We start from the raw sequence: 22,902 nt of genomic DNA on the forward strand, positions 1-22,902 counted from the left end.
ACCGGAGGACTCCGCGTGACGGCTCCGCCGGAGACTTCGTACGGGCAAGGGGGCTCGACACGATGCAGCAGGCACCGGTCCTTGGGAGCGCGGCCGATCCCGCGTCCGAGGCATGGCGGGCCAACGAGGAGGCGCACCGCGCCCTCGGCGAGGAGCTGCGCGCCAGACTGGCCGCGGCCCGTCTCGGCGGCGGCGAGCGGGCCCGCGAGCGCCATGTCGCGCGCGGCAAGCTGCTGCCGCGCGACCGGGTCGACACCCTGCTCGACCCCGGCTCGCCCTTCCTGGAGCTGGCACCGCTCGCGGCCGACGGGATGTACGGGGGCCAGGCCCCCGCCGCCGGGGTGATCGCCGGAATCGGGCGGGTCAGCGGCCGCGAGTGCGTGATCGTGGCCAACGACGCCACGGTCAAGGGCGGCACGTACTACCCGATGACCGTCAAGAAGCACCTGCGTGCCCAGGAGGTGGCCCTGGAGAACCGGCTGCCGTGTCTGTACCTGGTGGACTCCGGCGGCGCCTTCCTGCCGATGCAGGACGAGGTCTTCCCCGACCGGGACCACTTCGGGCGGATCTTCTACAACCAGGCCCGGATGTCCGGCGCCGGGATCCCGCAGATCGCGGCGGTCCTCGGCTCCTGCACGGCCGGCGGGGCCTACGTCCCGGCGATGAGCGACGAGGCCGTGATCGTCCGCAACCAGGGCACGATCTTCCTCGGCGGCCCGCCGCTGGTGAAGGCCGCCACCGGCGAGGTCGTCACCGCCGAGGAGCTCGGCGGCGGCGAGGTCCACTCGCGCACCTCCGGCGTCACCGACCACCTCGCCGAGGACGACGCGCACGCGCTGCGGATCGTGCGCACCATCGTGGCCACCCTCCCCGCGCGCGGGGAGCTCCCCTGGAGCGTGGAACCGGTGGAGGAGCCGAAGGTCGACCCCTTCGGGCTGTACGGGGCGGTCCCGGTCGACTCGCGCACGCCGTACGACGTCCGCGAGGTCATCGCGCGCGTGGTCGACGGCTCGCGCTTCCAGGAGTTCAAGTCCGAGTTCGGGCAGACGCTGGTGACCGGCTTCGCCCGGATCCACGGCCACCCGGTCGGCATCGTCGCCAACAACGGCATCCTGTTCTCCGAGTCCGCCCAGAAGGGCGCCCACTTCATCGAGCTGTGCGACCAGCGCGGCATCCCGCTGGTCTTCCTCCAGAACATCTCGGGCTTCATGGTCGGCCGGGACTACGAGGCGGGAGGCATCGCCAAGCACGGCGCCAAGATGGTCACCGCCGTCGCCTGCACCCGCGTCCCGAAGCTGACGGTCGTGGTCGGCGGGTCGTACGGGGCGGGGAACTACTCGATGTGCGGCCGGGCCTACTCGCCGCGCTTCCTGTGGATGTGGCCCAACGCCAAGATCTCGGTGATGGGCGGTGAGCAGGCCGCCTCGGTGCTCGCCACCGTCAAGCGCGACCAGTTGGAGGCGCGCGGCGAGTCCTGGCCCGCCGAGGACGAGGAGTCCTTCAAGGACCCCATCCGCGCGCAGTACGAACAGCAGGGCAACGCCTACTACGCGTCGGCCCGGCTGTGGGACGACGGGGTCATCGACCCGATGGAGACCCGCCAGGTCCTCGGGCTCGCCCTGACGGCCTGTGCCAACGCCCCCCTCCCCCAGCGGGACTACTCGGCGCCCGGCTTCGGCGTCTTCCGGATGTGAGGCGGACCATGACGATGTTCGACACAGTCCTCGTCGCCAACCGGGGCGAGATCGCCGTCCGCGTCATCCGCACCCTGCGCGCCCTCGGGGTGCGCTCGGTCGCGGTGTTCAGCGACGCGGACGCGGACGCCCGCCATGTGCGCGAGGCCGACACGGCCGTGCGGATCGGCCCGGCGGCGGCCTCCGAGAGCTACCTCCGCATCGACCGCCTCCTGGAGGCGGCCGCGAGGAGCGGCGCCCAGGCCGTCCACCCGGGCTACGGCTTCCTCGCCGAGAACGCGGCCTTCGCCCGCGCGTGCGCCGAGGCCGGCCTGGTCTTCATCGGCCCCCCGGCGGACGCCATCGCGCTGATGGGCGACAAGATCCGCGCCAAGGAGACCGTGAAGGCGGCCGGCGTCCCGGTCGTGCCCGGCTCCTCCGGCAGCGGCCTCACCGACGGCCAGCTCGCCGACGCGGCCCGCGAGATCGGCATGCCGGTGCTGCTGAAGCCCAGCGCGGGCGGCGGTGGCAAGGGCATGCGGCTGGTCCGCGACGAGGCGGCGCTCGCCGACGAGATCGCGGCCGCCCGGCGCGAGGCCCGCGCCTCCTTCGGCGACGACACGCTCCTGGTGGAGCGGTGGATCGACCGCCCCCGCCACATCGAGATCCAGGTCCTCGCGGACGGCCACGGCAACGTGGTGCACCTCGGCGAGCGCGAGTGCTCCCTCCAGCGCCGCCACCAGAAGATCATCGAGGAGGCACCCTCGGTCCTGCTCGACGAGGAGACCCGGGCCGCCATGGGCGAGGCGGCGGTCCAGGCCGCCCGCTCCTGCGGCTACGCGGGCGCGGGCACGGTCGAGTTCATCGTCCCGGGCAGCGACCCCTCCTCGTACTACTTCATGGAGATGAACACCCGCCTCCAGGTCGAGCACCCGGTCACCGAGCTGATCACGGGCCTCGACCTGGTGGAGTGGCAGGTCCGGGTCGCCTCGGGCGAACAGCTGCCGTTCGGGCAGCGGGACATCACCCTGACCGGCCACGCCGTCGAGGCCCGGGTCTGCGCCGAGGACCCCTCCCGGGGCTTCCTGCCCTCGGGGGGCACGGTCCTGACGCTGCGCGAGCCCCAGAGTGACGGGGTGCGCACGGACTCCGGCCTGAGCGAGGGCACGGAGGTCGGCAGCCTCTACGACCCGATGCTCTCCAAGGTCATCGCGTACGGACCGGACCGCGCCACCGCGCTGCGCCGGCTGCGTGCCGCGCTGGCCGACACGGTCACCCTGGGCGTGCCCACCAACGCGGGCTTCCTGCGCCGGCTGCTCGCCCATCCGGCCGTGGTCGCGGGCGACCTCGACACGGGCCTGGTCGAGCGCGAGGCCGACACCCTGGTCCCGGACGGCGTCCCGGACGAGGTGTACGCGGCGGCGGCGCTGGTGCGGCAGGAGGGGTTGCGGCCGCCCGCCACGGGCGCGTGGCGGGACCCGTTCGCGGTGCCCAGCGGCTGGCGCATGGGCGGCGAACCGGCGCCCCTGTCCTTCCCGTTCCGAGTACCGGGACTCGAACCCGTTACTCACACGGTTCGCGGCACGGCCGCCGGGCGGGTCTCCCCCGGCCAGGTCTCGGTGGAGCTCGACGGCGTCACCCACACCTTCACCACCGCCGCCTCCCCGGAGGGGACCTGGCTCGGGCGGGACGGGGACAGCTGGCATGTGCTGGACCACGACCCGGTCGCGGCGAGCCTCGGCGGCGCCGCGCGCGGCGGCGCGGACACCCTGGCCGCCCCGATGCCCGGCACCGTCACCGTCGTGAAGGTGGCCGTCGGGGACGAGGTCGCGGCGGGCCAGAGCCTGCTGGTGGTCGAGGCGATGAAGATGGAGCACGTCATCTCCGCCCCGCACGCCGGCACCGTCACCGAGCTGGACGTCTCCCCCGGCTCGACCGTCGCCATGGACCAGGTCCTGGCCGTGGTGACCCCCAAGGAGGAGGACCAGTGACGCTCCCCATGGTCGTACCGGCGCCGGACCTGCCCGCCTCGGTGCGCATCCACGAGGTCGGGGCCCGAGACGGGCTCCAGAACGAGAAGGCCGTCGTCCCCACCGAGGTCAAGGCCGAGTTCGTGCGCCGCCTCGCGGACGCGGGTCTGACCACCATCGAGGCGACCAGCTTCGTGCACCCCAAGTGGGTGCCCCAACTGGCCGACGCCGAGCGGCTGTTCCCGATGCTCGGGGACATCGCGGGCGTGGCGCTGCCGGTCCTGGTGCCCAACGAGCGCGGCCTGGACCGGGCGCTCGCGCTCGGCGCCGACCGGATCGCGGTCTTCGCCAGTGCCACGGAGTCCTTCGCCAAGGCCAATCTGAACCGTACGGTGGACGAGTCGCTGGCGATGTTCGCGCCGGTCGTGGCCCGCGCGAAGGAGCGGCGGGTCCATGTCCGGGGCTATCTGTCGATGTGCTTCGGCGACCCGTGGGAGGGAGCCGTCCCCGTCCAGCAGGTCGTCCGCACCGCCAAGTCCCTCATGGACCTGGGCTGCGACGAGCTGAGCCTAGGGGACACGATCGGGGTCGCGACCCCGGCCCACGTCCGGAGCCTGCTGACGGCGCTGAACGAGCAGGGCGTGGCGACCTCCGCGATCGGGGTGCACTTCCACGACACCTACGGCCAGGCGCTCGCCAACACCCTCGCGGCCCTCCAGCACGGCGTCACCACGGTCGACGCCTCGGCGGGCGGCCTGGGCGGCTGCCCGTACGCCAAGTCCGCCACCGGAAACCTCGCCACCGAAGACCTCGTGTGGATGCTCCAGGGCCTCGGTATCGACACCGGGGTCGACCTCGGCCGGCTCACCGCCACCAGCGTGTGGATGGCCGAGCAGCTGGGACGGCCGAGCCCGTCCCGCACCGTCCGCGCCCTCTCCCCCGACTCCCACAAGGAGTGACCCCCATGTCCCTTGACCACCGGCTCTCCGACGAGCACGAAGAACTCCGCCGTACGGTCGAGGAGTTCGCGCACGACGTCGTCGCCCCCAAGATCGGCGACTTCTACGAGCGCCACGAGTTCCCGTACGAGATCGTCCGCGAGATGGGCCGCATGGGCCTGTTCGGGCTGCCCTTCCCCGAGGAGTACGGGGGCATGGGCGGCGACTACCTGGCGCTGGGCATCGCCCTGGAGGAGCTGGCGCGGGTCGACTCCTCGGTGGCCATCACCCTGGAGGCGGGCGTCTCCCTCGGGGCGATGCCGGTGTTCCGGTTCGGTACGGAGGAGCAGAAGCGGGAGTGGCTGCCGAAGCTGTGCTCCGGCGAGATGCTGGGCGCGTTCGGCCTGACCGAGCCCGACTGCGGCTCGGACGCGGGGGGCACGCGGACGACGGCGGTGCGCGACGGTGACGAGTGGGTCATCAACGGCACCAAGTGCTTCATCACCAACTCCGGTACGGACGTCACGGGCCTGGTGACGGTCACGGCGGTGACCGGCCGCAAGTCCGACGGACGCCCGCTGATCTCCTCCATCATCGTCCCCTCCGGCACGCCGGGCTTCACGGTGGCCGCGCCGTACTCGAAGGTGGGGTGGAACGCCTCGGACACCCGCGAGCTGTCCTTCGCGGACGTCCGCGTCCCGGCGGCCAACCTCCTGGGCGAGGAGGGCCGGGGCTACGCGCAGTTTTTGCGCATCCTCGACGAGGGCCGCGTCGCCATCTCCGCGCTGGCCACCGGGCTGGCGCAGGGCTGCGTCGACGAGTCGGTGAAGTACGCGCGCGAGCGCCACGCCTTCGGCCGTCCCATCGGGGACAACCAGGCGATCCAGTTCAAGATCGCGGACATGGAGATGCGGGCGCACATGGCCCGGGTGGGGTGGCGCGACGCGGCGTCCCGTCTGGTGCGGGGCGAGTCCTTCAAGAAGGAGGCGGCGGTGGCGAAGCTGTACTCGTCGACGGTCGCGGTCGACAACGCGCGGGACGCGACGCAGATCCACGGCGGGTACGGCTTCATGAACGAGTATCCGGTCGCCCGGATGTGGCGGGACTCGAAGATTCTGGAGATCGGGGAGGGGACGAGTGAGGTGCAGCGGATGCTGATCGCGAGGGAACTGGGCATGCCGGCGTAACGGCCGCCCCCTCCCCGCGCCCCGTTCCCGGCTCGCCCTCCGGGCCCCTTCCGGGCCGGGGGTTCCCTGCGGGTCGCTTGTCGATCCGGGGTTCCCCTGCGGGTCGCTTCCTGGTCCTGGGGTTCCCCTGCGGGTCGCTTCTCGGTCCGGGGTTCGTCTGCGGGTCCGGTGGGGGCTTGTCGCGCAGTTCCCCGCGCCCCTTGGGGGGTTGGGCTCGGCCCGGGAGGCGCCTGCGGGGCAGGCCGGGGAGTTCGTCTGCGGACCGTCCATGGCTGAGCGCGCAGTTCCCCGCGCCCCTAGGTATTTAGGGGCGCGGGGAACTGCGCGACAAGCCCACCACCGAGGTTCAGACAAACGGGGGGTTAGGGGCGCGAGGAACTGCGCGAGGAACCCACCGCCGGGCCGCAGGTTCGCTCCGGGCGCTGGTGGGGCGCAGGCCCGTCCAGGGGACCCGGGGGCTCGCCCCCGGGAGATGCCTCAAGCCACCCCCGCCGCACCCCGATCCCCCGAAGGGGTGGGCCCGAGGCATACGGCCCTCGCGGGTGGCGGCCCGGGGACACGCTGAACCCCATGACCCCACCCACCTGCCCCGCCTGCCCCACGCGGCCGCCCCTGTGGAAGGACACCTCCGCCACCGTCCCCGGCGCCGCCGACCACTGGCACTGGCACTGCACCGCCTGCCGCACCCTCTACGAACCCACCGCGTCCCACAAAGTCCGCTTCACGTACGCGCCCCTGCGGCGGTAGGGCGCTCGGGGGCGTCCGACCCCTCCCGTCGCGGCTGTCGGCCACCGGCGGCGCCCTCGGCCTCGGGGCCGTGCGGCCGTAGGGCCCCGGCCCCGTCCGTCCGGGACCCCTCTACAGATCCTTGTGAGGTTAGGCTAACCTACCCAGGAACTGCCAGAGGCCGACCCCGGCACGTACGAAAGCGGATCGTCATGCCCTTTTCCCGAGCGTCCCACCTCTCCCGTCGCGGCCTGCTGGCCGCCGGCGGCGCCCTCGGCCTCGGGGCCGCGCTGGCCGCCTGCGGGGACGGCGACGACGACAAGAAAACGGGCGACGAGCAGCAGGCCGCCGGCAAGTCCGGCCCCTGGTCCTTCAAGGACGACCGTGGCAAGACCGTGCAGACGAAGTCCACCCCCAAGACCATCGTCGCCTTCACCGGCACCGCCGCCGCCCTCCACGACTACGGCGTCGAGGTCAAGGCCGTGTTCGGCCCGACGAAGACGAAGGACGGCAAGCCGGACGTCCAGGCGGGCGACCTCGACATCAACAAGGTCGAGATCCTCGGCAACGTCTGGGGCGAGTTCAGCGTCGAGAAGTACGCGGCCCTCGCCCCCGAGCTGCTCGTCACGGACATGTGGGAGAAGGACGCCCTCTGGTACGTGCCGGACAACAGCAAGGACAAGATCCTCAAGCTCGCCCCGAGCGTCGCCCTGTGGGCCGCGCAGCTCAGCATGCCGGCCGCCCTCCAGCGCCGTGCCGACCTCGCCGCCTCCCTCGGCGCCGACCTCAAGGCCGCCAAGGTCACCGAGGCCAAGGCCCGGTTCGAGAAGGCCGCCGCCCGGCTGAAGGCCGCCACCAAGGCCAACCCCAACGTCACGGTGATGATCGGCTCCGCCAGCGCCGACCTGTTCTACGTCTCGGCGCCCAAGACCTCCGCCGACACCGCCTACTTCCAGGAGCTGGGCGTGAAGTTCGTCGAGCCCAAGGTCAACGCCCAGGGCTTCTTCGAGGAGCTGAGCTGGGAGAACGTCGGCAAGTACAAGGCCGACGTGATCATGATGGACAACCGCTCCACGGCCCTCCAGCCCGACGCCCTGAAGTCCAAGCCGACCTGGGCCGGTCTGCCCGCCGTCAAGGCCGGCCAGATCACCCCGCGCACCACCGAGCCGATCTACTCGTACGCCAAGTGCGCGCCGATCCTCGAAACCCTCGCCCAGGCCATCGAGACCGCGAAGAAGGTTGCCTGACCATGACGCTGACAGCCGAGACCGCCACCGTCCCCTTCCGTCTCTTCGATCTGAGCGTGGTACGGACCCGGCGGCTCGGCCCGTCGCTGGTGCGGATCACCTTCGGCGGCGAGCAGTTGGCGTACTTCGAGGGCGGCGGCCGGGACCAGAGCCTCTCGCTCTTCCTGCCGCACCCGGGCCAGGACGCTCCCGTCCTGCCGCTCACCCAGGACCCGCAGACGTGGTTCGCGGAGTACCGGGCGCTGCCCGACGGGGTACGGGCGGTGATGCGCTCGTACACCCTGCGCGCCCAGCGCCGCGACCCCGACGAGGTCGACATCGACTTCGCGCTCCACGAGGACGGCGGCCCGGCGTGCCGCTGGGCCGCGCGCGCCGAGCCCGGGGACCGTGTGGCGGTCCTCGGTCCGGCGGTCGCCGACAACACGGCGGTGCGCTTCCGGCCCCCGGCGGGGACGGACGGGGTGGTGCTGTGGGGCGACGAGACCGCGCTGCCGGCCGTCTCCGCGATCCTGGAGTGGCTGCCGGCCGGCACGCCCGCGCGGGTATGGCTCGAAGTGCCGTTCAGCGGAGACCGGATGGCGCTGCCGACGGCCGCCGACGCCGAGATCACCTGGCTGGTGAAGGAGGAGGGCGCGCCCTCCGTCCTGGACGCGGTGCGGACGGAGCCGGTCCTGCCGGGGCTCGACCCGTACGTATGGATCGCCGGGGAGGCCTCCACCATGCGGGAGCTGCGGCGGCACTTCGTGAATGAGCGTCACATCGACCGCAGGAACGTCACGTTCGTCGGCTACTGGCGGCGGGGGCGCTCCGAGGACCAGTTGCGCGAGGAAGAGGCCGCGTAGGGGACTGTCGCGCGGCTGCGGGTCCGTCTGGACCGGTCGGTCGCGCGGTTCCCGCGCCGGTCAAGGGCGTACACCCCACTCCACGTCACAGGGGCGAGGGCCTGTTGAGATCGAACTTAGGTTAGGCTAACCTTAGTTCGAGATCGCGGTCCTCGCCCCCTTCCTTTCTGCCCGGAGGGCCCGACGAAGTCCCCGATCCGGGAGGACAGTTCATGCGTTCGCACCTGCTCAATGACACGACGGCGGAGAGCTACCGGCGCTCCGTGACCGAAGGAGTCGAGCGGGTGGCGTCGAAACTCGCCGCGACCCGGCGCCCGTTCACGGGCGCGGGCGTCGAGGACATCGCCCCGCTCATCGACCGGGTCGACCTCGACCGGCCGCTGGGCGACACCTCCGCCGTCCTGGACGAGCTGGAGGACGTGTATCTGCGCGACGCCGTCTACTTCCACCACCCCCGCTACCTGGGCCACCTCAACTGCCCCGTGGTGATCCCCGCCGTCCTCGGCGAAGCGGTCCTCTCGGCCGTCAACTCCTCGCTCGACACCTGGGACCAGAGCGCGGGCGGCACCCTCATCGAGCGCCGGCTGATCGACTGGACCGCCGGACGCGTCGGCTACGGCCCGGCCGCCGACGGCGTCTTCACCAGTGGCGGCAGCCAGTCCAACCTCCAGGCGCTGCTGCTGGCCCGCGAGGAGGCCAAGACCGACGACCTGGCGAAGCTGCGGATCTTCTCCTCCGAGTGCAGCCACTTCAGCGTCCAGAAGTCCGCCCAGCTCCTCGGCCTCGGCCGGTCCGCCGTCGTGTCGATCCCCTGCGGCCAGGACAAGCGCATGCAGACCGTGGCGCTCGCCCGCGCCCTGGAGCGCTGCGCCGCCGAGGGCAACGTGCCGATGGCCGTCGTCGCCACCGCCGGCACCACCGACTTCGGCTCGCTCGACCCACTGCCGGAGATCGGCGAGCTGTGCGAGCGGTACGGCGCCTGGTTCCACGTCGACGCCGCGTACGGCTGCGGGCTGCTCGTCTCCCCCACCCGGCGCCACCTCCTCAACGGCATCGAGCACGCCGACTCGGTCACCGTGGACTACCACAAGTCCTTCTTCCAGCCGGTCAGTTCGAGCGCGATCCTGGTCAAGGACGGCACCACGCTGCGGCACGCCACGTACCACGCGGACTACCTCAACCCGCGCCGGGCCGCCGAGGAGCGCATCCCCAACCAGGTCGACAAATCCCTCCAGACCACCCGCCGCTTCGACGCCCTGAAGCTGTGGATGACGCTGCGCACCATGGGCGCCGACGGGATCGGCTCGCTCTTCGACGAGGTGTGCGACCTGGCCGTCGAGGGCTGGCGGCTGCTCGCCGCCGACCCGCGCTACGACGTCGTGGTCGAGCCCACCCTCTCGACCCTGGTCTTCCGCTACATCCCGGATGCCGTCACCTCGCCCGCCGAGATCGACCGCGCCAACCTCTACGCCCGCAAGGCGCTCTTCGCGTCCGGCGAGGCGGTCGTCGCCGGTACCAAGACCGGCGGACGCCAGTACCTGAAGTTCACCCTGCTCAACCCCGAGACGACGGCCGCCGACATCGCCGCCGTCCTCGATCTGATCGCCGGCCACGCCGAGCAGTACCTGGGAGAGAACCTTGTCCACGCAGTCTCGTGAGCCGTACGACTTCATCGGGATCGGCCTCGGGCCCTTCAACCTGGGCCTGGCCTGCCTCACCGAGCCGGTCGACGAGCTCAGCGGCCTCTTCCTGGAGTCCAAGCCGGACTTCGAGTGGCACTCGGGCATGTTCCTGGAGGGCGCCCACCTCCAGACCCCGTTCCTGTCCGACCTGGTGACGCTCGCGGACCCGACCTCGCCGTACTCCTTCCTCAACTACCTGAAGGAGTCGGGCCGCCTCTACGCGTTCTACATACGCGAGAACTTCTATCCGCTGCGCACCGAGTACAACGACTACTGCCGCTGGGCGGCCGGCAAGCTCTCGTCGATCCGCTTCAACCAGACGGTGAGGACGGTGACGTACGAGAACGAGGTGTACGTCGTACGCACCGAGGACGGCTCGGAGTTCCGCGCCCGGCGGCTCGTGCTCGGCACCGGCACTCCCCCGTTTGTGCCCGAGCCGTGCCGGGGCCTGGGCGGCGACTACCTGCACAACTCCCGCTATCTGGAGCACAAGGAGGCGCTCCAGAAGAAGAAGTCGATCACGCTGGTGGGCAGCGGACAGTCGGCGGCGGAGATCTACTACGACCTCCTGAGCGAGATCGACGTCCACGGCTACCGGCTGAACTGGGTCACGCGCTCGCCGCGCTTCTTCCCGCTGGAGTACACCAAGCTGACGCTGGAGATGACCTCGCCGGAGTACGTGGACTACTTCCACGCGCTGCCCGAGTCCACCCGCTACCGCCTGGAGTCGCAGCAGAAGGGGCTGTTCAAGGGCATCGACTCGGAGCTCATCGACGCGATCTTCGACCTGCTGTACCAGAAGAACCTCAAGGGCCCCGTCGGCACCCGCCTGCTCACCAACTCCTCGCTCAACGCCGTGAGTTACGACACCACGACCGGCACCTACACCCTGGGGCTGCGCCAGGAGGAGCAGGAGAAGGACTACACCCTCGACACCGAGGGCCTGGTCCTGGCGACCGGCTACAAGTACGCCGAGCCCGCGTTCCTGGAGCCGGTCGCGGACCGGATCAGGCGCGACGGCCACGGCCGCTTCGACGTGGCCCGCAACTACGCCATCGACACCGCCGGCAGCGAGATCTTCCTCCAGAACGCCGCCGTGCACACCCACTCGATCACCTCGCCCGACCTGGGCATGGGCGCCTACCGCAACGCGTACATCATCGGCGAGCTGCTCGGCCGCGAGTACTACCCGGTCGAGAAGTCCATCGCCTTCCAGGAGTTCGCCGTATGAGCACCACGCACACCACCGCCGGCATAGGCACCTTCACCGTCCGCGCCCTCGACCCCCTCCGGGACGCCGAGCTGCTGCACGGCTGGGTCACCCACCCCAAGGCCGCGTTCTGGATGATGGGGGACGCGAAGCTGGAGGACGTCGAGCGGGCGTACATGGAGATCGCGGCCGACGAGCACCACCACGCGCTGCTCGGGCTGCACGACGGCGAGCCCGCGTTCCTGATGGAGACGTACGACCCGGCCCACCGCGAGCTGGTCGGGCTCTACGAGCCGGAGCCGGGCGACGTCGGGATGCACTTCCTGGTCGCGCCGACCGGCACGCCGATCCACGGCTTCACCCGCGCGGTCATCACCGCCGTGATGGCGCACCTCTTCGCGGACCCGGCGACCCGGCGGGTCGTCGTGGAGCCGGACGTGGGCAACAAGGCCGTCCACGCGCTGAACGCCGCCGTCGGCTTCGAGGTCGTCGGGGAGATCACCAAGCCGGAGAAGCGGGCGCTGCTCAGCGTCTGCACGCGCGCCGCGTTCGAGGCCGCGACCGAGGGAGCGGCCCGATGACGACGACCCCCGCCATCGCCGTCCCCCACCTCACCCCCGGGCTGTGGGCGCGCGCCAACCGGCTGCTGATCCGCAAGGCGCTCGCCGAGTTCGCCCACGAGCGGCTGCTGGAGCCGCGCCCGCTGGGAGAGGACCGGTACGGCGTGCTCAGCGACGACGGCACGGTGGAGTACCGCTTCACCGCCGCGCTGTACGCCCTGGACCACTGGCAGGTCGACCCGGAGTCGATCTCGCGGCACGGCGCCGGGGGACAGCTGCCGCTCGACGCCCTCGACTTCTTCATCGAGCTGCGCGCGACGCTGGGCCTGAGCGACGAGATCCTGCCCGTCTACCTGGAGGAGATCTCCTCCACGCTCTCCGGTACGGCGTACAAGCTCACCAAGGAGCAGATCCCGGCGGCCGAGCTCGCCCGGGCGGACTTCCAGGCGATCGAGACGGGAATGACCGAGGGCCACCCGTGCTTCGTGGCCAACAACGGACGGCTCGGCTTCGGCGCGCACGAGTACGCGGCGTACGCGCCGGAGGCCGCCGCCCCCGTCCGGCTGATCTGGCTGGCGGCGCGGCGCGACCGGGCGACCTTCACCTCGGGCGCGGGCCTCGACTACGACACGCTGATCGAGGCGGAGCTGGGCGCCGCGACGCTGGAACGTTTCGCCGCGACGCTGGCGGAGCGCGGTCTCGACCTCGCGGACTACCGGCTGCTGCCGGTCCACCCCTGGCAGTGGTGGAACAAGCTGTCGGTGACGTTCGCGGCGGAGGTCGCGCAGGACCGGCTGGTACCGCTGGGGGTCGGCGACGACGACTATCTCGCCCAGCAGTCGATCCGTACCTTCTTCAACACGACGGACCCGACGAAGCACTACGTGAAGACGGCGCTGTCGGTCCTGAACATGGGCTTCATGCGCGGCCTTTCGGCGGCGTACATGGAGGCGACGCCCGCGATCAACGACTGGCTGGCGGGGCTGGTGGAGCGCGACTCCGTGCTGCGCGCGGCCCGCTTCTCGATCATCCGCGAGCGGGCGGCGATCGGCTACCACCACCGCCAGTACGAGCGGGCCACCGACCGCTCGTCGCCGTACCGCAAGATGCTGGCGGCGCTGTGGCGCGAGAGCCCGGTGCCGACGCTGGAGCCCGGCGAGCGGCTCGCCACGATGGCGTCGCTGCTGCACGTGGACGGCGCCGGGGCGTCGTTCGCGGGCGCGCTGATAGCGCAGTCGGGGGTGGGGGCGCGGGAGTGGCTGCGGCGCTACCTCGACGCCTACCTCCTGCCGGTCCTGCACTCCTTCTACGCCTACGACCTGGTCTACATGCCGCACGGCGAGAACGTGATCCTCGTGCTGGCCCCGGACGGCACGGTCTCGCGGGCGATCTTCAAGGACATCGCCGAGGAGATCGCGGTCATGGACCCGGACGCGGTGCTGCCGCCGGCGGTGGAGCGGATACGGGCGGACGTCCCCGACGACATGAAGCTCCTGTCCGTCTTCACGGACGTCTTCGACTGCTTCTTCCGCTTCCTGAACGCGACGCTGGTGAGCGAGGGGGTGCTGGAGGAGTCGGAGTTCTGGGAGGCGGTGGCGGAGTGCGTCACGTCGTACCAGGCGTCGGTGCCGGAGCTGGCGGACAAGTTCAAGCAGTACGACATGTTCGCGCCGGAGTTCGCGCTGTCGTGCCTGAACCGGCTCCAGCTGCGGAACAACCGGCAGATGGTGGATCTGGGGGATCCGGCGGGGGCGCTGCAACTGGTGGGCACCCTGCGAAACCCCCTCGCGGGGTAACTCCCCCTGTGCGAGCTGCGCGTTCGGCTGCGGACCGTGGGTGGCTGGTCGCGCAGTTCCCCGCGCCCCTCAAGGCCCGTGGCTGAGGCACCCTTCCCCGCACGGGGAAGTGCCCGAGCTACCAGCCACTCAGGGGCGCGGGGAACTGCGCGATCAGCCCCCACCGGCCCGCGGACGAACACGCATCGGCGGGGTCCGGGGGCCGCAGGCCCCGTGCCTCTGGGGGTTCGGGGGCGCAGCCCCCGGCAGGACCCGTCCCCACCCCCGGAGGGTTCAGGGAAGGGGCGGGTCGGGGGAAAACCCCTCACCCCCACGGCACCAGCGGCGACCGGTAGAAGTTCACCCCCAGCGCCCCCAACCGCTCCCCCTGCTCCCCCAACCGCCCCCGAAACGCCCCCCAGTCATGCGTCGCGGCAGGCGACCACCCCAGCTCCGCAACCCCCACCACCCGGGGAAACGCCATGTACTCCAGATCCCCGCTGCGCACCAGCGTCTCCGTCCACAGCGGCGCCTCCACCCCCAGCACCGCCCCCGCCGGCATCCCCTTCACGAACGTGTCCGGGTCCCAGCCGTAGGCCTGGTCCACCTCCACGTGGCCCGCCCAGTCCTGCCCCAGCTCGGTGGTCGCGTCGTACTTCATGTCCAGGTACGCCCGGTTCGCCGGGGACATCACCACCTTCGTGCCCGCCTTCGCCGCCGCGACGACCTCGGCCTCGTCCCCTTCCGTGCCCCAGTACTGCGCCACCGCCCCGGCGACGGGCCGCGCCCCGGTCAGCTGGTGCCAGCCCATGACCGTCTTGCCGTACTTCCCGACGACTGCCTGGGCCCGGTCCATGAAGGCCACATAGTCCGCGTGCGGCGTCGAGTGCGCCTCGTCGCCGCCGATGTGGATATATCGACCAGGCGTCATCGCGGCCAGCTCCCGCACCACGTCGTCCAGGAACGCGTACGTCACCGGCTTCGGCACGCACAGTGAGCTGAAACCGACGTCCGTGCCGGTATAGAGGGGCGGCGCGACGCCGTCGCAGTTCAGGTCGGCGTAGGAGGCGAGGGCCGCGTTCGTGTGGCCGGGGGTGTCGATCTCGGGGATCAGTTCGAGATAGCGGCTCGCCGCGTACCGGACGATCTCCCGGTAGTCCGCCTTGCTGTAGTGACCGCCCTTGCCCCCGCCCACCTGCGTCTGCCCGCCGTACACCGCAAGCCGGGGCCAGGAGTCGATGGCGATCCGCCAGCCCTGGTCGTCGGAGAGGTGCAGATGCAGCTTGTTGATCTTGTAGAGGGCCAGCTGGTCGATGTACCGCTCGACCTGCGCCACCGTGAAGAAGTGGCGGGAGACGTCCAGCATCGCGCCCCGGTAGGCGTAGCGCGGGACGTCCGTGACCGTCCCGCCCGCCACCCGCCACGGGCCCGGCTGCCGGGTGCGCCTCTCGACCGACGCGGGCAGCAGCTGCCGCAGCGTCTGGACGCCGTGGAAGAGCCCGGCCGCCCGGTGCGCGGTGAGCGTGAGCGCGCCGGGGCCGCTCTCCAGCCGGTATCCCTCCCGGCCGAGCCGTGCCTCGCCGGAGAGCCGCAGCCGGATGCCGCCGCGACCGTCCGCCCGTACCGGCAGCGCGTACCCGGTCGAGGGGCGCAGGACGTCGGCCAGGTACCCGGCGATCCGGCGGCCCTCCGCGCCCGCCGCCGCGTCGACGCGGATCACGGTGCCGGGGGTGATCGTGTACGGGGAGCCGCCGGGGGCGACGGACGCCGGGGCCGGGACGATCCGGTCCAGCGGGCGGGGGGTGCGGGGCGCGGCCGCGGCGGATCCCGCCGAGGAGATGCCGGCCGCCAGGAGCAGCAGGGCGCCCAGCAGACCGGTGATGGTTCCGCGCCGTCCGACAAGCCGTCTCACAAGCTGTTCCCTTCGACGGGACGCGAGCAGGGGCGTGAGCAACCGAACGGGATCCATCACAGCGGCCCGCCACCGCCACCGCCAAGGTGCAGACCAATGCCCAACGGCCTGTCCCCGCACGGCCGATGGAACAATCACGGCATGGCGGAAATCATCCAGAGGGACGGGACCTGGACCTTCGACGGGGACGGCATACGCGTCGTGCCCGGCAGCGACAAGGGGATCAGCCTGCTGCGCCGCACCCTCGGCGAGGTGACCGTGCCGCTCGTCGCGCTGGCGGGGGTGGCGTACGAGCCGGGGCGCAAGGCAGGGCGGCTGCGGCTGAGGCTGCGCGACGGCGCCGACCCGCTGCTCCAGGTCACCGGCGGCAAGCTGGACGACGCCTCCGATCCCTACACCCTGACCGTGGATACGAAGGCGGCCGCGATAGCCGAGTACTTCGTGGACGAGGTCCGCAACGCCCTGCTGCTCGACTCGGTGCCGACCGGGCCGGTGGACCGCTATCTGCTGCCCGGGCCCCCGCTGCCGATGACGGTCGGCGCGGGCGACGGCACGGCCGCCTTCGACGGGCGTACGGTCCGCCTCGACTGGACCTGGCACACCGACGAGGTGAAGAGGAACAGCGGCCCGACCACCGTCGCCCTGGAGGACCTGCACGCGGTGGAGTGGCTGCCCGCGCGCGGCCTGGAGGACGGCCATCTGCGTTTCGTGGTCTCGCCGAACGCGCCCCGGCTGCCCGCCGGGCGCGATCCGCACGCCGTGGAGCTCAACGGGTTCAAGAAGGACCCGCTGATGGCGCTGCTCGCCTCGGCCGTGGTGGCGCGGATGCCGCACCCGCACGCGGCGGCGCCCGCACCCGAGCCGAAGGCCCTCGGCCCGGCGCCGGCCGCCGAGGACCCGGACGCGCTGCTGCGGCGGCTGCGCGAGCTCGGGGAGCTGCACCGGTCCGGGGTCCTCACCGAGGAGGAGTTCACCTTCGCCAAGCAGGCCGTGCTGAAGCGGTTGTGAGGCCTAGGGGAGCCGTGGGGGCGGCCTGGTCTGTACCAGGCTGCGTATGATCATGAGAATCCTGCCCGATATCGGGCAGGATTCTTGCGTGGGGGCCGGATTCCCCGCAGTATCGACGGGTGCTCGAACGCCGCAGCCCGTCGTCGCACGACGACCTCATCGACCATCTGGTGCGCAGCACCGCGCTCCAGCGCGGTGAGGCCGCCCGGGTGGTCCTCGATGTGCTGGCGTACTTCGACGAGACGTACGAGGAGTTCGTCCGCCGCCGCCACCGTGAACTGCAGTCCGGTGGTCTGGTGAACGCGGAGATCTTTGAGCGGATCGCGGCCGAGCTGCCGCACCGCGCCGTGGCGCCCCCGGAGCTCTCGCTCCGGCAGCTGCGCCGCATCGTCTACGGCTGAGCACACCGGAACGTGTTGGACCTGTTGGACCTGTTGCACCTGTACGTCGATGGAGGGGTCAAGACTCTATGTGCGGAATCGTCGGTTATATCGGTAAGCGTGATGTCGCTCCCCTGCTGCTGGAAGGCCTCCAGCGGCTGGAGTACCGCGGTTACGACTCCGCGGGCGTCGTCATCAACAGCCCCAAGTCGGGCGCGCTGAAGATGGTCAAGGCCAAGGGCCGCGTCCGCGACCTGGAGGCCCGCGTCCCCAAGCGCTTCACCGGCACCACCGGCATCGCGCACACCCGCTGGGCCACCCACGGCGCCCCCAGCGACGTGAACTCGCACCCGCACCTCGACCCCGAGAACAAGGTCGCCGTCGTCCACAACGGCATCGTCGACAACGCCGCCGAGCTGCGCGCCAAGCTGGAGGCCGAGGGCGTCGTCTTCGTCTCCGAGACCGACACCGAGGTGATCACCCACCTGATCGCCCGCTCGCAGGGCGACTCCCTGGAGGAGAAGGTCCGCGAGGCGCTCAAGGTCATCGAGGGCACCTACGGCATCGCCGTGATGCACGCCGACTTCGCCGACCGCATCGTGGTCGCCCGCAACGGCTCCCCGGTCATCCTCGGCATCGGCGAGAAGGAGATGCTCGTCGCCTCCGACGTCGCCGCGCTGATCGCCCACACCCGCCAGGTCGTCACCCTGAACGACGGCGAGATGGCGACCCTGAAGGCCGACGACTTCCGTACGTACACGACCTCGGGCACGCTCACCAACGCCACCCCCGAGATCGTCGAGTGGGAGGCCGCCTCCTACGACATGGGCGGCCACGACACGTACATGCACAAGGAGATGTCGGAGCAGGCCGACGCCGTGGACCGCGTGCTGCGCGGCCGCATCGACGACCGGTTCTCCACCGTCCACCTCGGCGGCCTCAACCTGGACGCCCGCGAGGCCCGCGGCGTGCGCCGGATCAAGATCCTCGGCTGCGGCACCTCGTACCACGCCGGCATGATCGGCGCCGGCCTCATCGAGGAGCTGGCCCGTATCCCCGCGGACGCCGAGCCGGCCTCCGAGTTCCGCTACCGCAACCCGGTCGTGGACCCCGACACGCTGTACATCGCGGTCTCCCAGTCCGGTGAGACCTACGACGTGCTCGCCGCCGTCCAGGAGCTCAAGCGCAAGGGCGCCCGCGTCCTCGGCGTCGTGAACGTCGTCGGCTCGGCGATCGCCCGCGAGGCGGACGGCGGCACCTATGTGCACGCCGGCCCCGAGGTCTGCGTCGTCTCCACCAAGTGCTTCACCAACACCGTGGTCGCCTTCGCGCTGCTCGCCCTGCACCTCGGCCGCATCCGCGACCTGTCGGTGGCCGACGGCAAGCGGATCATCGAGGGCCTGCGCAAGCTGCCCGGGCAGATCGCGGAGATCCTGGCGATGGAGCCGGAGATCGAGAAGCTGGCCAAGGAGTACGCGGGCGCCCAGTCGATGATGTTCATCGGCCGGGTGCGCGGCTACCCGGTCGCCCTGGAGGCCTCCCTGAAGCTCAAGGAGATCTCCTACATCCACGCCGAGGCCTACCCGGCCTCCGAGCTCAAGCACGGCCCGCTGGCGCTCATCGAGCCCGCGCTGCCGACGGTCGCGATCGTCCCCGACGACGACCTGCTGGAGAAGAACCGCGCGGCCCTGGAGGAGATCAAGGCCCGCAGCGGCCGCATCCTCGCCGTGGCCCACCGCGAGCAGGAGAAGGCCGACCACACCATCGTCGTCCCGAAGAACGAGGACGAGCTGGACCCGATCCTGATGGGCATCCCGCTCCAGCTCTTCGCGTACCACACGGCGCTGGCCATGGGCCGCGACATCGACAAGCCGCGCAACCTGGCGAAGTCCGTCACGGTCGAGTAGTCCGTCCGGTACGGCTGGTTCCGTATCCGTCGGCCCCGTAGAGGCAGAAGCGGCCCCGCACGCGCCACCTGGCGTGCGGGGCCGCTCCCTTGTCTGCCGGTGCCGCCCATCGCACCGGCGTGCGGCTGCCTAGCCGGCGGCCGTCACCCCCCGGCCGGCAGCGCGTCGCGGGATCGCGGTCGGCCAGTTGGCCAGGGCCGCCGTCGCCCCGTACCAGGACGCGGCGCCCGCGACCGCCGCCACCCAGCCGCCGGCCTTCGCGAGGCCCTCGTTGGTGGCGAAGTCGGCGATCGCGAGGAGCACCAGGGAGACGAAGAGCAGCGCGAACGAGCCCTGCCGGATGGGGCCGTAGCCCGCCGAGCCGACCGCGAGGCTCAGCGCGAGGAGCGCGAAGAGCAGCAGGAACAGGCCGGCCGCGTTGGCCGAGAACTTGGTGTCCGCGCCGCTCGCCCAGGTGAACCAGAAGGCGCCGAGGCCCGCGAAGGCGGTGCCGGTGAAGGCGTCCTGGTCGCGGAAGGCGACGATGCCGAGGACGAAGAGGGCGATGCCGCCGACATAGGTCGCGACCGACACGGCGTCGGCCGCGGTGACGCCGTCGATGACCCGGGTGGTGCCGAGGCCGAAGGCGAGCAGGGTGAGGCCGAGTGCGAGGTGGCCGAGGGCGGAGGTGATGCTTCCCGCGGGGGCTTCGTGGTCCACGGCGGGCTCCCTTCATGTGCAGTTGTGCTGCGGGTCGTGCTGTGGGTCGTGCTGCTTCCCAGCGACCTTTATGTACCCTTCACAAGGGCACAATCCACCACCTACCGCAGGGTAGATTCGCCGTGTGGGCACGGGAGTTGACGTCATCTCAGCCGCTGCGGGCCGCGGGGTTCCGGTGCGGGCTGCTCCGGTTACGGGATGACGACCACGGGGCGCTGGGCGCGCCGGGCGAGCCGTCCGGCGACCGAGCCGAAGATCCGGCCGACGATGCCGTGGGTGGAGCCGACGACGATCGCGTCCGCCGCGTACTCCCGCCCGACTTCTTCGAGTTCGTGGCAGATGTCCCCGCCGCGCTCGACCAGGATCCAGGAGACCTCGGCGAGGTAGTCCGCGCAGGCGAGCTCCAGGCCGAGCACTTCCGTACGGTGGTCCGGCACGTCCACGAAGACCGGCGGCTCGCACCCCGCCCACACGGTGGTGGGCAGCCGGTTGGCGACATGCACGATGATCAGGCCGGAGCCGGAGCGCCGGGCCATGCCGATGGCGTACGCCAGGGCGCGCTCACTGGACGTGGAGCCGTCGAAGCCGACCACCACTCCGTGCCGGAACGCGGGGTCGCAGGACAGACGTGGCTCTTCCGCCGCCTGGAGGTCCGATGTCGGGTCGGCTACCTGCTTGCGGTCCGCGGGTTCGGAGAATTCTTGTCCGGCCATGGGTGTCTCGGCGTTTGGATCCTCATGGGAGGGCGACAGGTGGCGGCGGAGCTGTGTCCGGGAATCATCTTCCCAACCCCATACCCCCAAGGGTACGGCGACACTCCTCTCCTGCCCAGAGCCGCCGGTGCTGCACGGCGTTCCCCGGAGCATGCACGAGCCCGCTCCGGATGGCAATGGCAGATGGCTGATACAGAGGTCTGGCCTTCAACATTCCGTGCACGGTCGATCCGTCTCGGTGACCTCGGCGGGCCCGGCGAGCGCCCGGACCGCGCTCCGACGGCGCCCTGGATGTGCCCCGGCTGTGGCCCGGCTGTGCACGCGCAGTGACCGGAACCGGTGCCCGCCCGTTAGACACGCGGTCGCCGCGACGCTGTTCCATACCCCCAGGGAGCCCCTGCCCGTGCCCGCCCCGCCGCTCACCCAGGACGCCGGCCCGCCCACCCCGCCCGGCGGCTCCCCCCGGATCGCGTACGCCCCCCGGGAGCCCGGCGCGCCCGCGCCCGGCGGAGGGGTGCCGCGCGGCCGGGAGGGCGCGGAGGGGGGCGCGCACGGCGTACGAAGGGCCGGAGCGGGCAGCGGTGACGGTGCGGGCGAGGTCGTGCGCTGGGCGGCGTTCAGCTGCGTCCTGGTCCCGGTGGTGCTCGTCGTCTACGGTTCCTCGTTCGCCGGGGCGGCCGGCTGGGCCCTCGGGCTCGCGACCGTCACCGCGGCCTGCCGGCTGCTGCTGCGACACTCCGAGCGGACGGCGCGGACGGCGCGGACGGCGCGGACGGCGTGCTCAGCCCCCCAGCCGGGGCCCGGTCGGCACCGGGACGGACGGGCGAACGGCGAAAGTTCGCCGTTGGACTGACGGGTTCGCACACACGGACCCGTATGTTTTCAGCCAACTTCCCCTCCCCCCTCCTTCCTGCCCGAAATGGCCTGCCAACCCCCTTGTCACCAGGGAAAAACGGGCAGCGGTGGCGGATTTCGCCATACGGGTACGGGCCATGCGTGCGACGCCCACTTCCCTACGGGCGCCTCGGGTGAAACCCTTCGTGATCGAATGCTTCGCGCCAAGTTGCCAAGTCGACATAGCGCTGAGTACCGGACTTGTCACGCCGACGCCACAGAACGCAGTAGATTCGATCATGCGTATCGAAGGCTGGGGGACTCGTGCAAAACCAAGGGGAAAAGTGCAGGAGCGACAAGCCCGACAAGAACGGGGAGCCGCGAACACCGAGGGGGGCTTAGCAAAATGAGCCAGGACTCCGCTGCCGCATCACCGGAGGCCACAAGGAAGCTCGCCGGCCGTCGACGCCGGGAAGTCGTTGCCGTACTGCTGTTCAGTGGCGGCCCCATCTTCGAGAGCTCCATTCCGCTCTCCGTGTTCGGGATCGACAGGCAGGACGCGGGCGTGCCCCGCTACCGTCTGCTGGTCTGCGCCGGAGAGGAGGGCCCCCTGCGGACCACAGGCGGGCTCGAACTGACCGCGCCCTATGGGCTGGAAGCCATCAACCGGGCAGGCACCGTCGTGGTGCCCGCCTGGCGATCCATCACCTCGCCACCGCCCGCGGCCGCGCTCGACGCGCTCCGCCGGGCGCACGAGGAAGGGGCCCGCATCGTGGGCCTGTGCACCGGGGCGTTCGTCCTCGCCGCCGCCGGGCTGCTCGACGGCCGCCCGGCGACGACGCACTGGATGTACGCGCCGACCCTCGCCAAGCGCTATCCGTCGGTCCACGTGGACCCGCGGGAGCTGTTCGTCGACGACGGGGACGTCCTCACGTCGGCGGGCACGGCGGCCGGAATCGATCTCTGTCTGCACATCGTGCGGACCGACCACGGCAGCGACGCCGCCGGAGCCCTCGCGCGCCGGCTCGTCGTCCCGCCGCGGCGCAGCGGCGGCCAGGAGCGCTACCTGGACAGGTCTTTACCCGAGGAGATCGGGTCCGACCCGCTGGCCGAGGTCGTGTCCTGGGCGCTGGAGCACCTCCACGAGCAGTTCGACGTGGAGACCCTCGCCGCTCGCGCGTACATGTCACGCCGTACGTTCGACCGGCGGTTCCGCTCGCTGACCGGATCGGCCCCGCTCCAGTGGCTGATCACCCAGCGGGTGCTCCAGGCCCAGCGTCTCCTGGAGACGTCGGACTACTCGGTCGACGAGGTCGCGGGCCGCTGCGGCTTCCGCTCGCCGGTCGCGCTGCGCGGGCACTTCCGCCGCCAGCTCGGCTCGTCCCCGGCGTCCTACCGGGCCGCCTACCGGGCGCGCCGGCCGCAGGCGGAGCCGTCCGGGGGTCCGCCGACCCTGGAGACGGTGCCGTCGCAGGCCGTGCCGCAGTCGCGGCGCACGGCGGCGAGCGCACTGGTCGGCCCGGCGGCGATCACCCACGCGGCGCCGCCGGACCACCCGGGGAAGTCCGTCTCGGAGATGTACGCCACCGGTTACATGCGTCCGAGTCTGCCGGGGCAGCGCAGCGGCCCCGTAGGCTGA

19 protein-coding genes are annotated in these 22,902 nt (G+C 71.5%); 16 read left to right on the forward strand and 3 right to left on the reverse strand.

The genetic code is table 11. From position 1 onward, the window contains the following. The first annotated feature begins 62 nt into the window (after positions 1–62). The 11 genes from AC069K_RS19290 to AC069K_RS19340 all read left to right on the forward strand — a co-directional run bounded on the left by AC069K_RS19290 (position 63) and on the right by AC069K_RS19340 (position 13,831). Positions 63–1,694, forward strand: coding sequence for a carboxyl transferase domain-containing protein (locus AC069K_RS19290; RefSeq protein WP_365101223.1), 1,632 nt, complete (start codon positions 63–65; stop codon positions 1,692–1,694). Between the two features lie 14 nt (positions 1,695–1,708). After that, the gene (locus AC069K_RS19295; RefSeq protein WP_478618112.1) at positions 1,709–3,664 is read left to right on the forward strand and encodes an acetyl/propionyl/methylcrotonyl-CoA carboxylase subunit alpha; all 1,956 of its coding nucleotides are present in this window, start codon (positions 1,709–1,711) and stop codon (positions 3,662–3,664) included. Positions 3,665–3,672: 8 nt separating this feature from the next. Then, positions 3,673–4,602, forward strand: coding sequence for a hydroxymethylglutaryl-CoA lyase (locus tag AC069K_RS19300; RefSeq protein ID WP_365101282.1), 930 nt, complete (start codon positions 3,673–3,675; stop codon positions 4,600–4,602). A gap of 5 nt (positions 4,603–4,607) precedes the next feature. After that, the gene (locus tag AC069K_RS19305) at positions 4,608–5,768 is read left to right on the forward strand and encodes an acyl-CoA dehydrogenase family protein (RefSeq protein WP_478617759.1); all 1,161 of its coding nucleotides are present in this window, start codon (positions 4,608–4,610) and stop codon (positions 5,766–5,768) included. A gap of 570 nt (positions 5,769–6,338) precedes the next feature. After that, the gene (locus AC069K_RS19310; RefSeq protein ID WP_365101235.1) at positions 6,339–6,515 is read left to right on the forward strand and encodes a hypothetical protein; all 177 of its coding nucleotides are present in this window, start codon (positions 6,339–6,341) and stop codon (positions 6,513–6,515) included. 191 nt (positions 6,516–6,706) lie between these two features. After that, positions 6,707–7,741, forward strand: coding sequence for an ABC transporter substrate-binding protein (locus tag AC069K_RS19315; protein WP_478617762.1), 1,035 nt, complete (start codon positions 6,707–6,709; stop codon positions 7,739–7,741). A gap of 2 nt (positions 7,742–7,743) precedes the next feature. Next, positions 7,744–8,583, forward strand: coding sequence for a siderophore-interacting protein (locus AC069K_RS19320; RefSeq protein WP_478617765.1), 840 nt, complete (start codon positions 7,744–7,746; stop codon positions 8,581–8,583). 212 nt (positions 8,584–8,795) lie between these two features. Beyond that, positions 8,796–10,241 carry a pyridoxal phosphate-dependent decarboxylase family protein gene (locus tag AC069K_RS19325; protein WP_478617768.1) on the forward strand — a complete coding sequence of 482 codons (1,446 nt, stop codon included), beginning with the start codon at positions 8,796–8,798 and terminating at the stop codon, positions 10,239–10,241. Further along, positions 10,222–11,496, forward strand: coding sequence for a lysine N(6)-hydroxylase/L-ornithine N(5)-oxygenase family protein (locus tag AC069K_RS19330; protein ID WP_478617771.1), 1,275 nt, complete (start codon positions 10,222–10,224; stop codon positions 11,494–11,496). Before AC069K_RS19325 ends, AC069K_RS19330 begins: the two co-directional genes overlap by 20 nt. Further along, positions 11,493–12,056 carry a GNAT family N-acetyltransferase gene (locus AC069K_RS19335; protein ID WP_365101245.1) on the forward strand — a complete coding sequence of 188 codons (564 nt, stop codon included), beginning with the start codon at positions 11,493–11,495 and terminating at the stop codon, positions 12,054–12,056. Before AC069K_RS19330 ends, AC069K_RS19335 begins: the two co-directional genes overlap by 4 nt. After that, complete coding sequence (locus tag AC069K_RS19340; protein WP_478617774.1) at positions 12,053–13,831, forward strand: IucA/IucC family protein; 1,779 nt, start codon at positions 12,053–12,055, stop codon at positions 13,829–13,831. The genes AC069K_RS19335 and AC069K_RS19340 overlap by 4 nt, the downstream gene beginning before the upstream one ends. A 304-nt stretch (positions 13,832–14,135) precedes the next feature. On the opposite strand, the gene AC069K_RS19345 is transcribed toward AC069K_RS19340, so the two are convergent. Continuing rightward, a complete protein-coding gene (locus tag AC069K_RS19345; RefSeq protein ID WP_478618115.1) occupies positions 14,136–15,779 on the reverse strand; it encodes a beta-N-acetylhexosaminidase in 1,644 nt (547 codons plus the stop codon). 84 nt (positions 15,780–15,863) lie between these two features. Between AC069K_RS19345 and AC069K_RS19350 the strand changes: the two genes are divergently transcribed. From AC069K_RS19350 to glmS, 3 genes are all read left to right on the forward strand, one after another. Further along, positions 15,864–16,730: a DUF4429 domain-containing protein gene (locus AC069K_RS19350; RefSeq protein WP_478617777.1), complete on the forward strand. Its 867-nt coding sequence runs from the start codon at positions 15,864–15,866 to the stop codon at positions 16,728–16,730. 119 nt (positions 16,731–16,849) lie between these two features. After that, a complete protein-coding gene (locus AC069K_RS19355) occupies positions 16,850–17,131 on the forward strand; it encodes a hypothetical protein (RefSeq protein ID WP_067159327.1) in 282 nt (93 codons plus the stop codon). A 68-nt stretch (positions 17,132–17,199) separates the two neighbouring features. Then, positions 17,200–19,017: a glutamine--fructose-6-phosphate transaminase (isomerizing) gene (gene glmS / locus AC069K_RS19360; RefSeq protein ID WP_365101252.1), complete on the forward strand. Its 1,818-nt coding sequence runs from the start codon at positions 17,200–17,202 to the stop codon at positions 19,015–19,017. A 129-nt stretch (positions 19,018–19,146) separates the two neighbouring features. Here the strand turns inward: glmS and AC069K_RS19365 are convergent, their stop codons facing one another. Both AC069K_RS19365 and AC069K_RS19370 read right to left on the reverse strand, forming a co-directional pair. Next, positions 19,147–19,716 (reverse strand): GPR1/FUN34/YaaH family transporter, encoded by a 570-nt coding sequence (locus tag AC069K_RS19365; protein ID WP_365101254.1) that lies wholly within the window; start codon positions 19,714–19,716, stop codon positions 19,147–19,149. A gap of 191 nt (positions 19,717–19,907) precedes the next feature. Further along, the gene (locus AC069K_RS19370; protein WP_344077004.1) at positions 19,908–20,429 is read right to left on the reverse strand and encodes a universal stress protein; all 522 of its coding nucleotides are present in this window, start codon (positions 20,427–20,429) and stop codon (positions 19,908–19,910) included. 403 nt (positions 20,430–20,832) lie between these two features. Here AC069K_RS19370 and AC069K_RS19375 point away from each other — a divergent pair, with 403 nt between their 5' ends. Both AC069K_RS19375 and AC069K_RS19380 read left to right on the forward strand, forming a co-directional pair. Then, positions 20,833–21,282, forward strand: a complete 450-nt coding sequence (locus AC069K_RS19375; RefSeq protein ID WP_478617780.1) for a hypothetical protein — start codon at positions 20,833–20,835, stop codon at positions 21,280–21,282. Positions 21,283–21,669: 387 nt separating this feature from the next. Further along, entirely contained in the window at positions 21,670–22,902 is a 1,233-nt protein-coding gene (locus AC069K_RS19380; RefSeq protein ID WP_365101256.1) for a helix-turn-helix domain-containing protein, read from the forward strand.

Source organism: Streptomyces sp. NPDC043908 (assembly GCF_056435525.1).

Bases quoted from the DNA above. Each gene is read 5' to 3' on its own strand.
- AC069K_RS19380 (WP_365101256.1), top strand. From the start codon at position 21,670: ATGAGCCAGGACTCCGCTGCCGCATCACCGGAGGCCACAAGGAAGCTC.
- AC069K_RS19290 (WP_365101223.1), top strand. From the start codon at position 63: ATGCAGCAGGCACCGGTCCTTGGGAGCGCGGCCGATCCCGCGTCCGAG.
- AC069K_RS19340 (WP_478617774.1), top strand. From the start codon at position 12,053: ATGACGACGACCCCCGCCATCGCCGTCCCCCACCTCACCCCCGGGCTG.
- AC069K_RS19335 (WP_365101245.1), top strand. From the start codon at position 11,493: ATGAGCACCACGCACACCACCGCCGGCATAGGCACCTTCACCGTCCGC.
- AC069K_RS19350 (WP_478617777.1), top strand. From the start codon at position 15,864: ATGGCGGAAATCATCCAGAGGGACGGGACCTGGACCTTCGACGGGGAC.
- AC069K_RS19305 (WP_478617759.1), top strand. From the start codon at position 4,608: ATGTCCCTTGACCACCGGCTCTCCGACGAGCACGAAGAACTCCGCCGT.
- AC069K_RS19295 (WP_478618112.1), top strand. From the start codon at position 1,709: ATGTTCGACACAGTCCTCGTCGCCAACCGGGGCGAGATCGCCGTCCGC.
- glmS (WP_365101252.1), top strand. From the start codon at position 17,200: ATGTGCGGAATCGTCGGTTATATCGGTAAGCGTGATGTCGCTCCCCTG.
- AC069K_RS19315 (WP_478617762.1), top strand. From the start codon at position 6,707: ATGCCCTTTTCCCGAGCGTCCCACCTCTCCCGTCGCGGCCTGCTGGCC.
- AC069K_RS19300 (WP_365101282.1), top strand. From the start codon at position 3,673: ATGGTCGTACCGGCGCCGGACCTGCCCGCCTCGGTGCGCATCCACGAG.
- AC069K_RS19325 (WP_478617768.1), top strand. From the start codon at position 8,796: ATGCGTTCGCACCTGCTCAATGACACGACGGCGGAGAGCTACCGGCGC.
- AC069K_RS19345 (WP_478618115.1), bottom strand. From the start codon at position 15,779: ATGGATCCCGTTCGGTTGCTCACGCCCCTGCTCGCGTCCCGTCGAAGG.
- AC069K_RS19320 (WP_478617765.1), top strand. From the start codon at position 7,744: ATGACGCTGACAGCCGAGACCGCCACCGTCCCCTTCCGTCTCTTCGAT.
- AC069K_RS19370 (WP_344077004.1), bottom strand. From the start codon at position 20,429: ATGGCCGGACAAGAATTCTCCGAACCCGCGGACCGCAAGCAGGTAGCC.
- AC069K_RS19310 (WP_365101235.1), top strand. From the start codon at position 6,339: ATGACCCCACCCACCTGCCCCGCCTGCCCCACGCGGCCGCCCCTGTGG.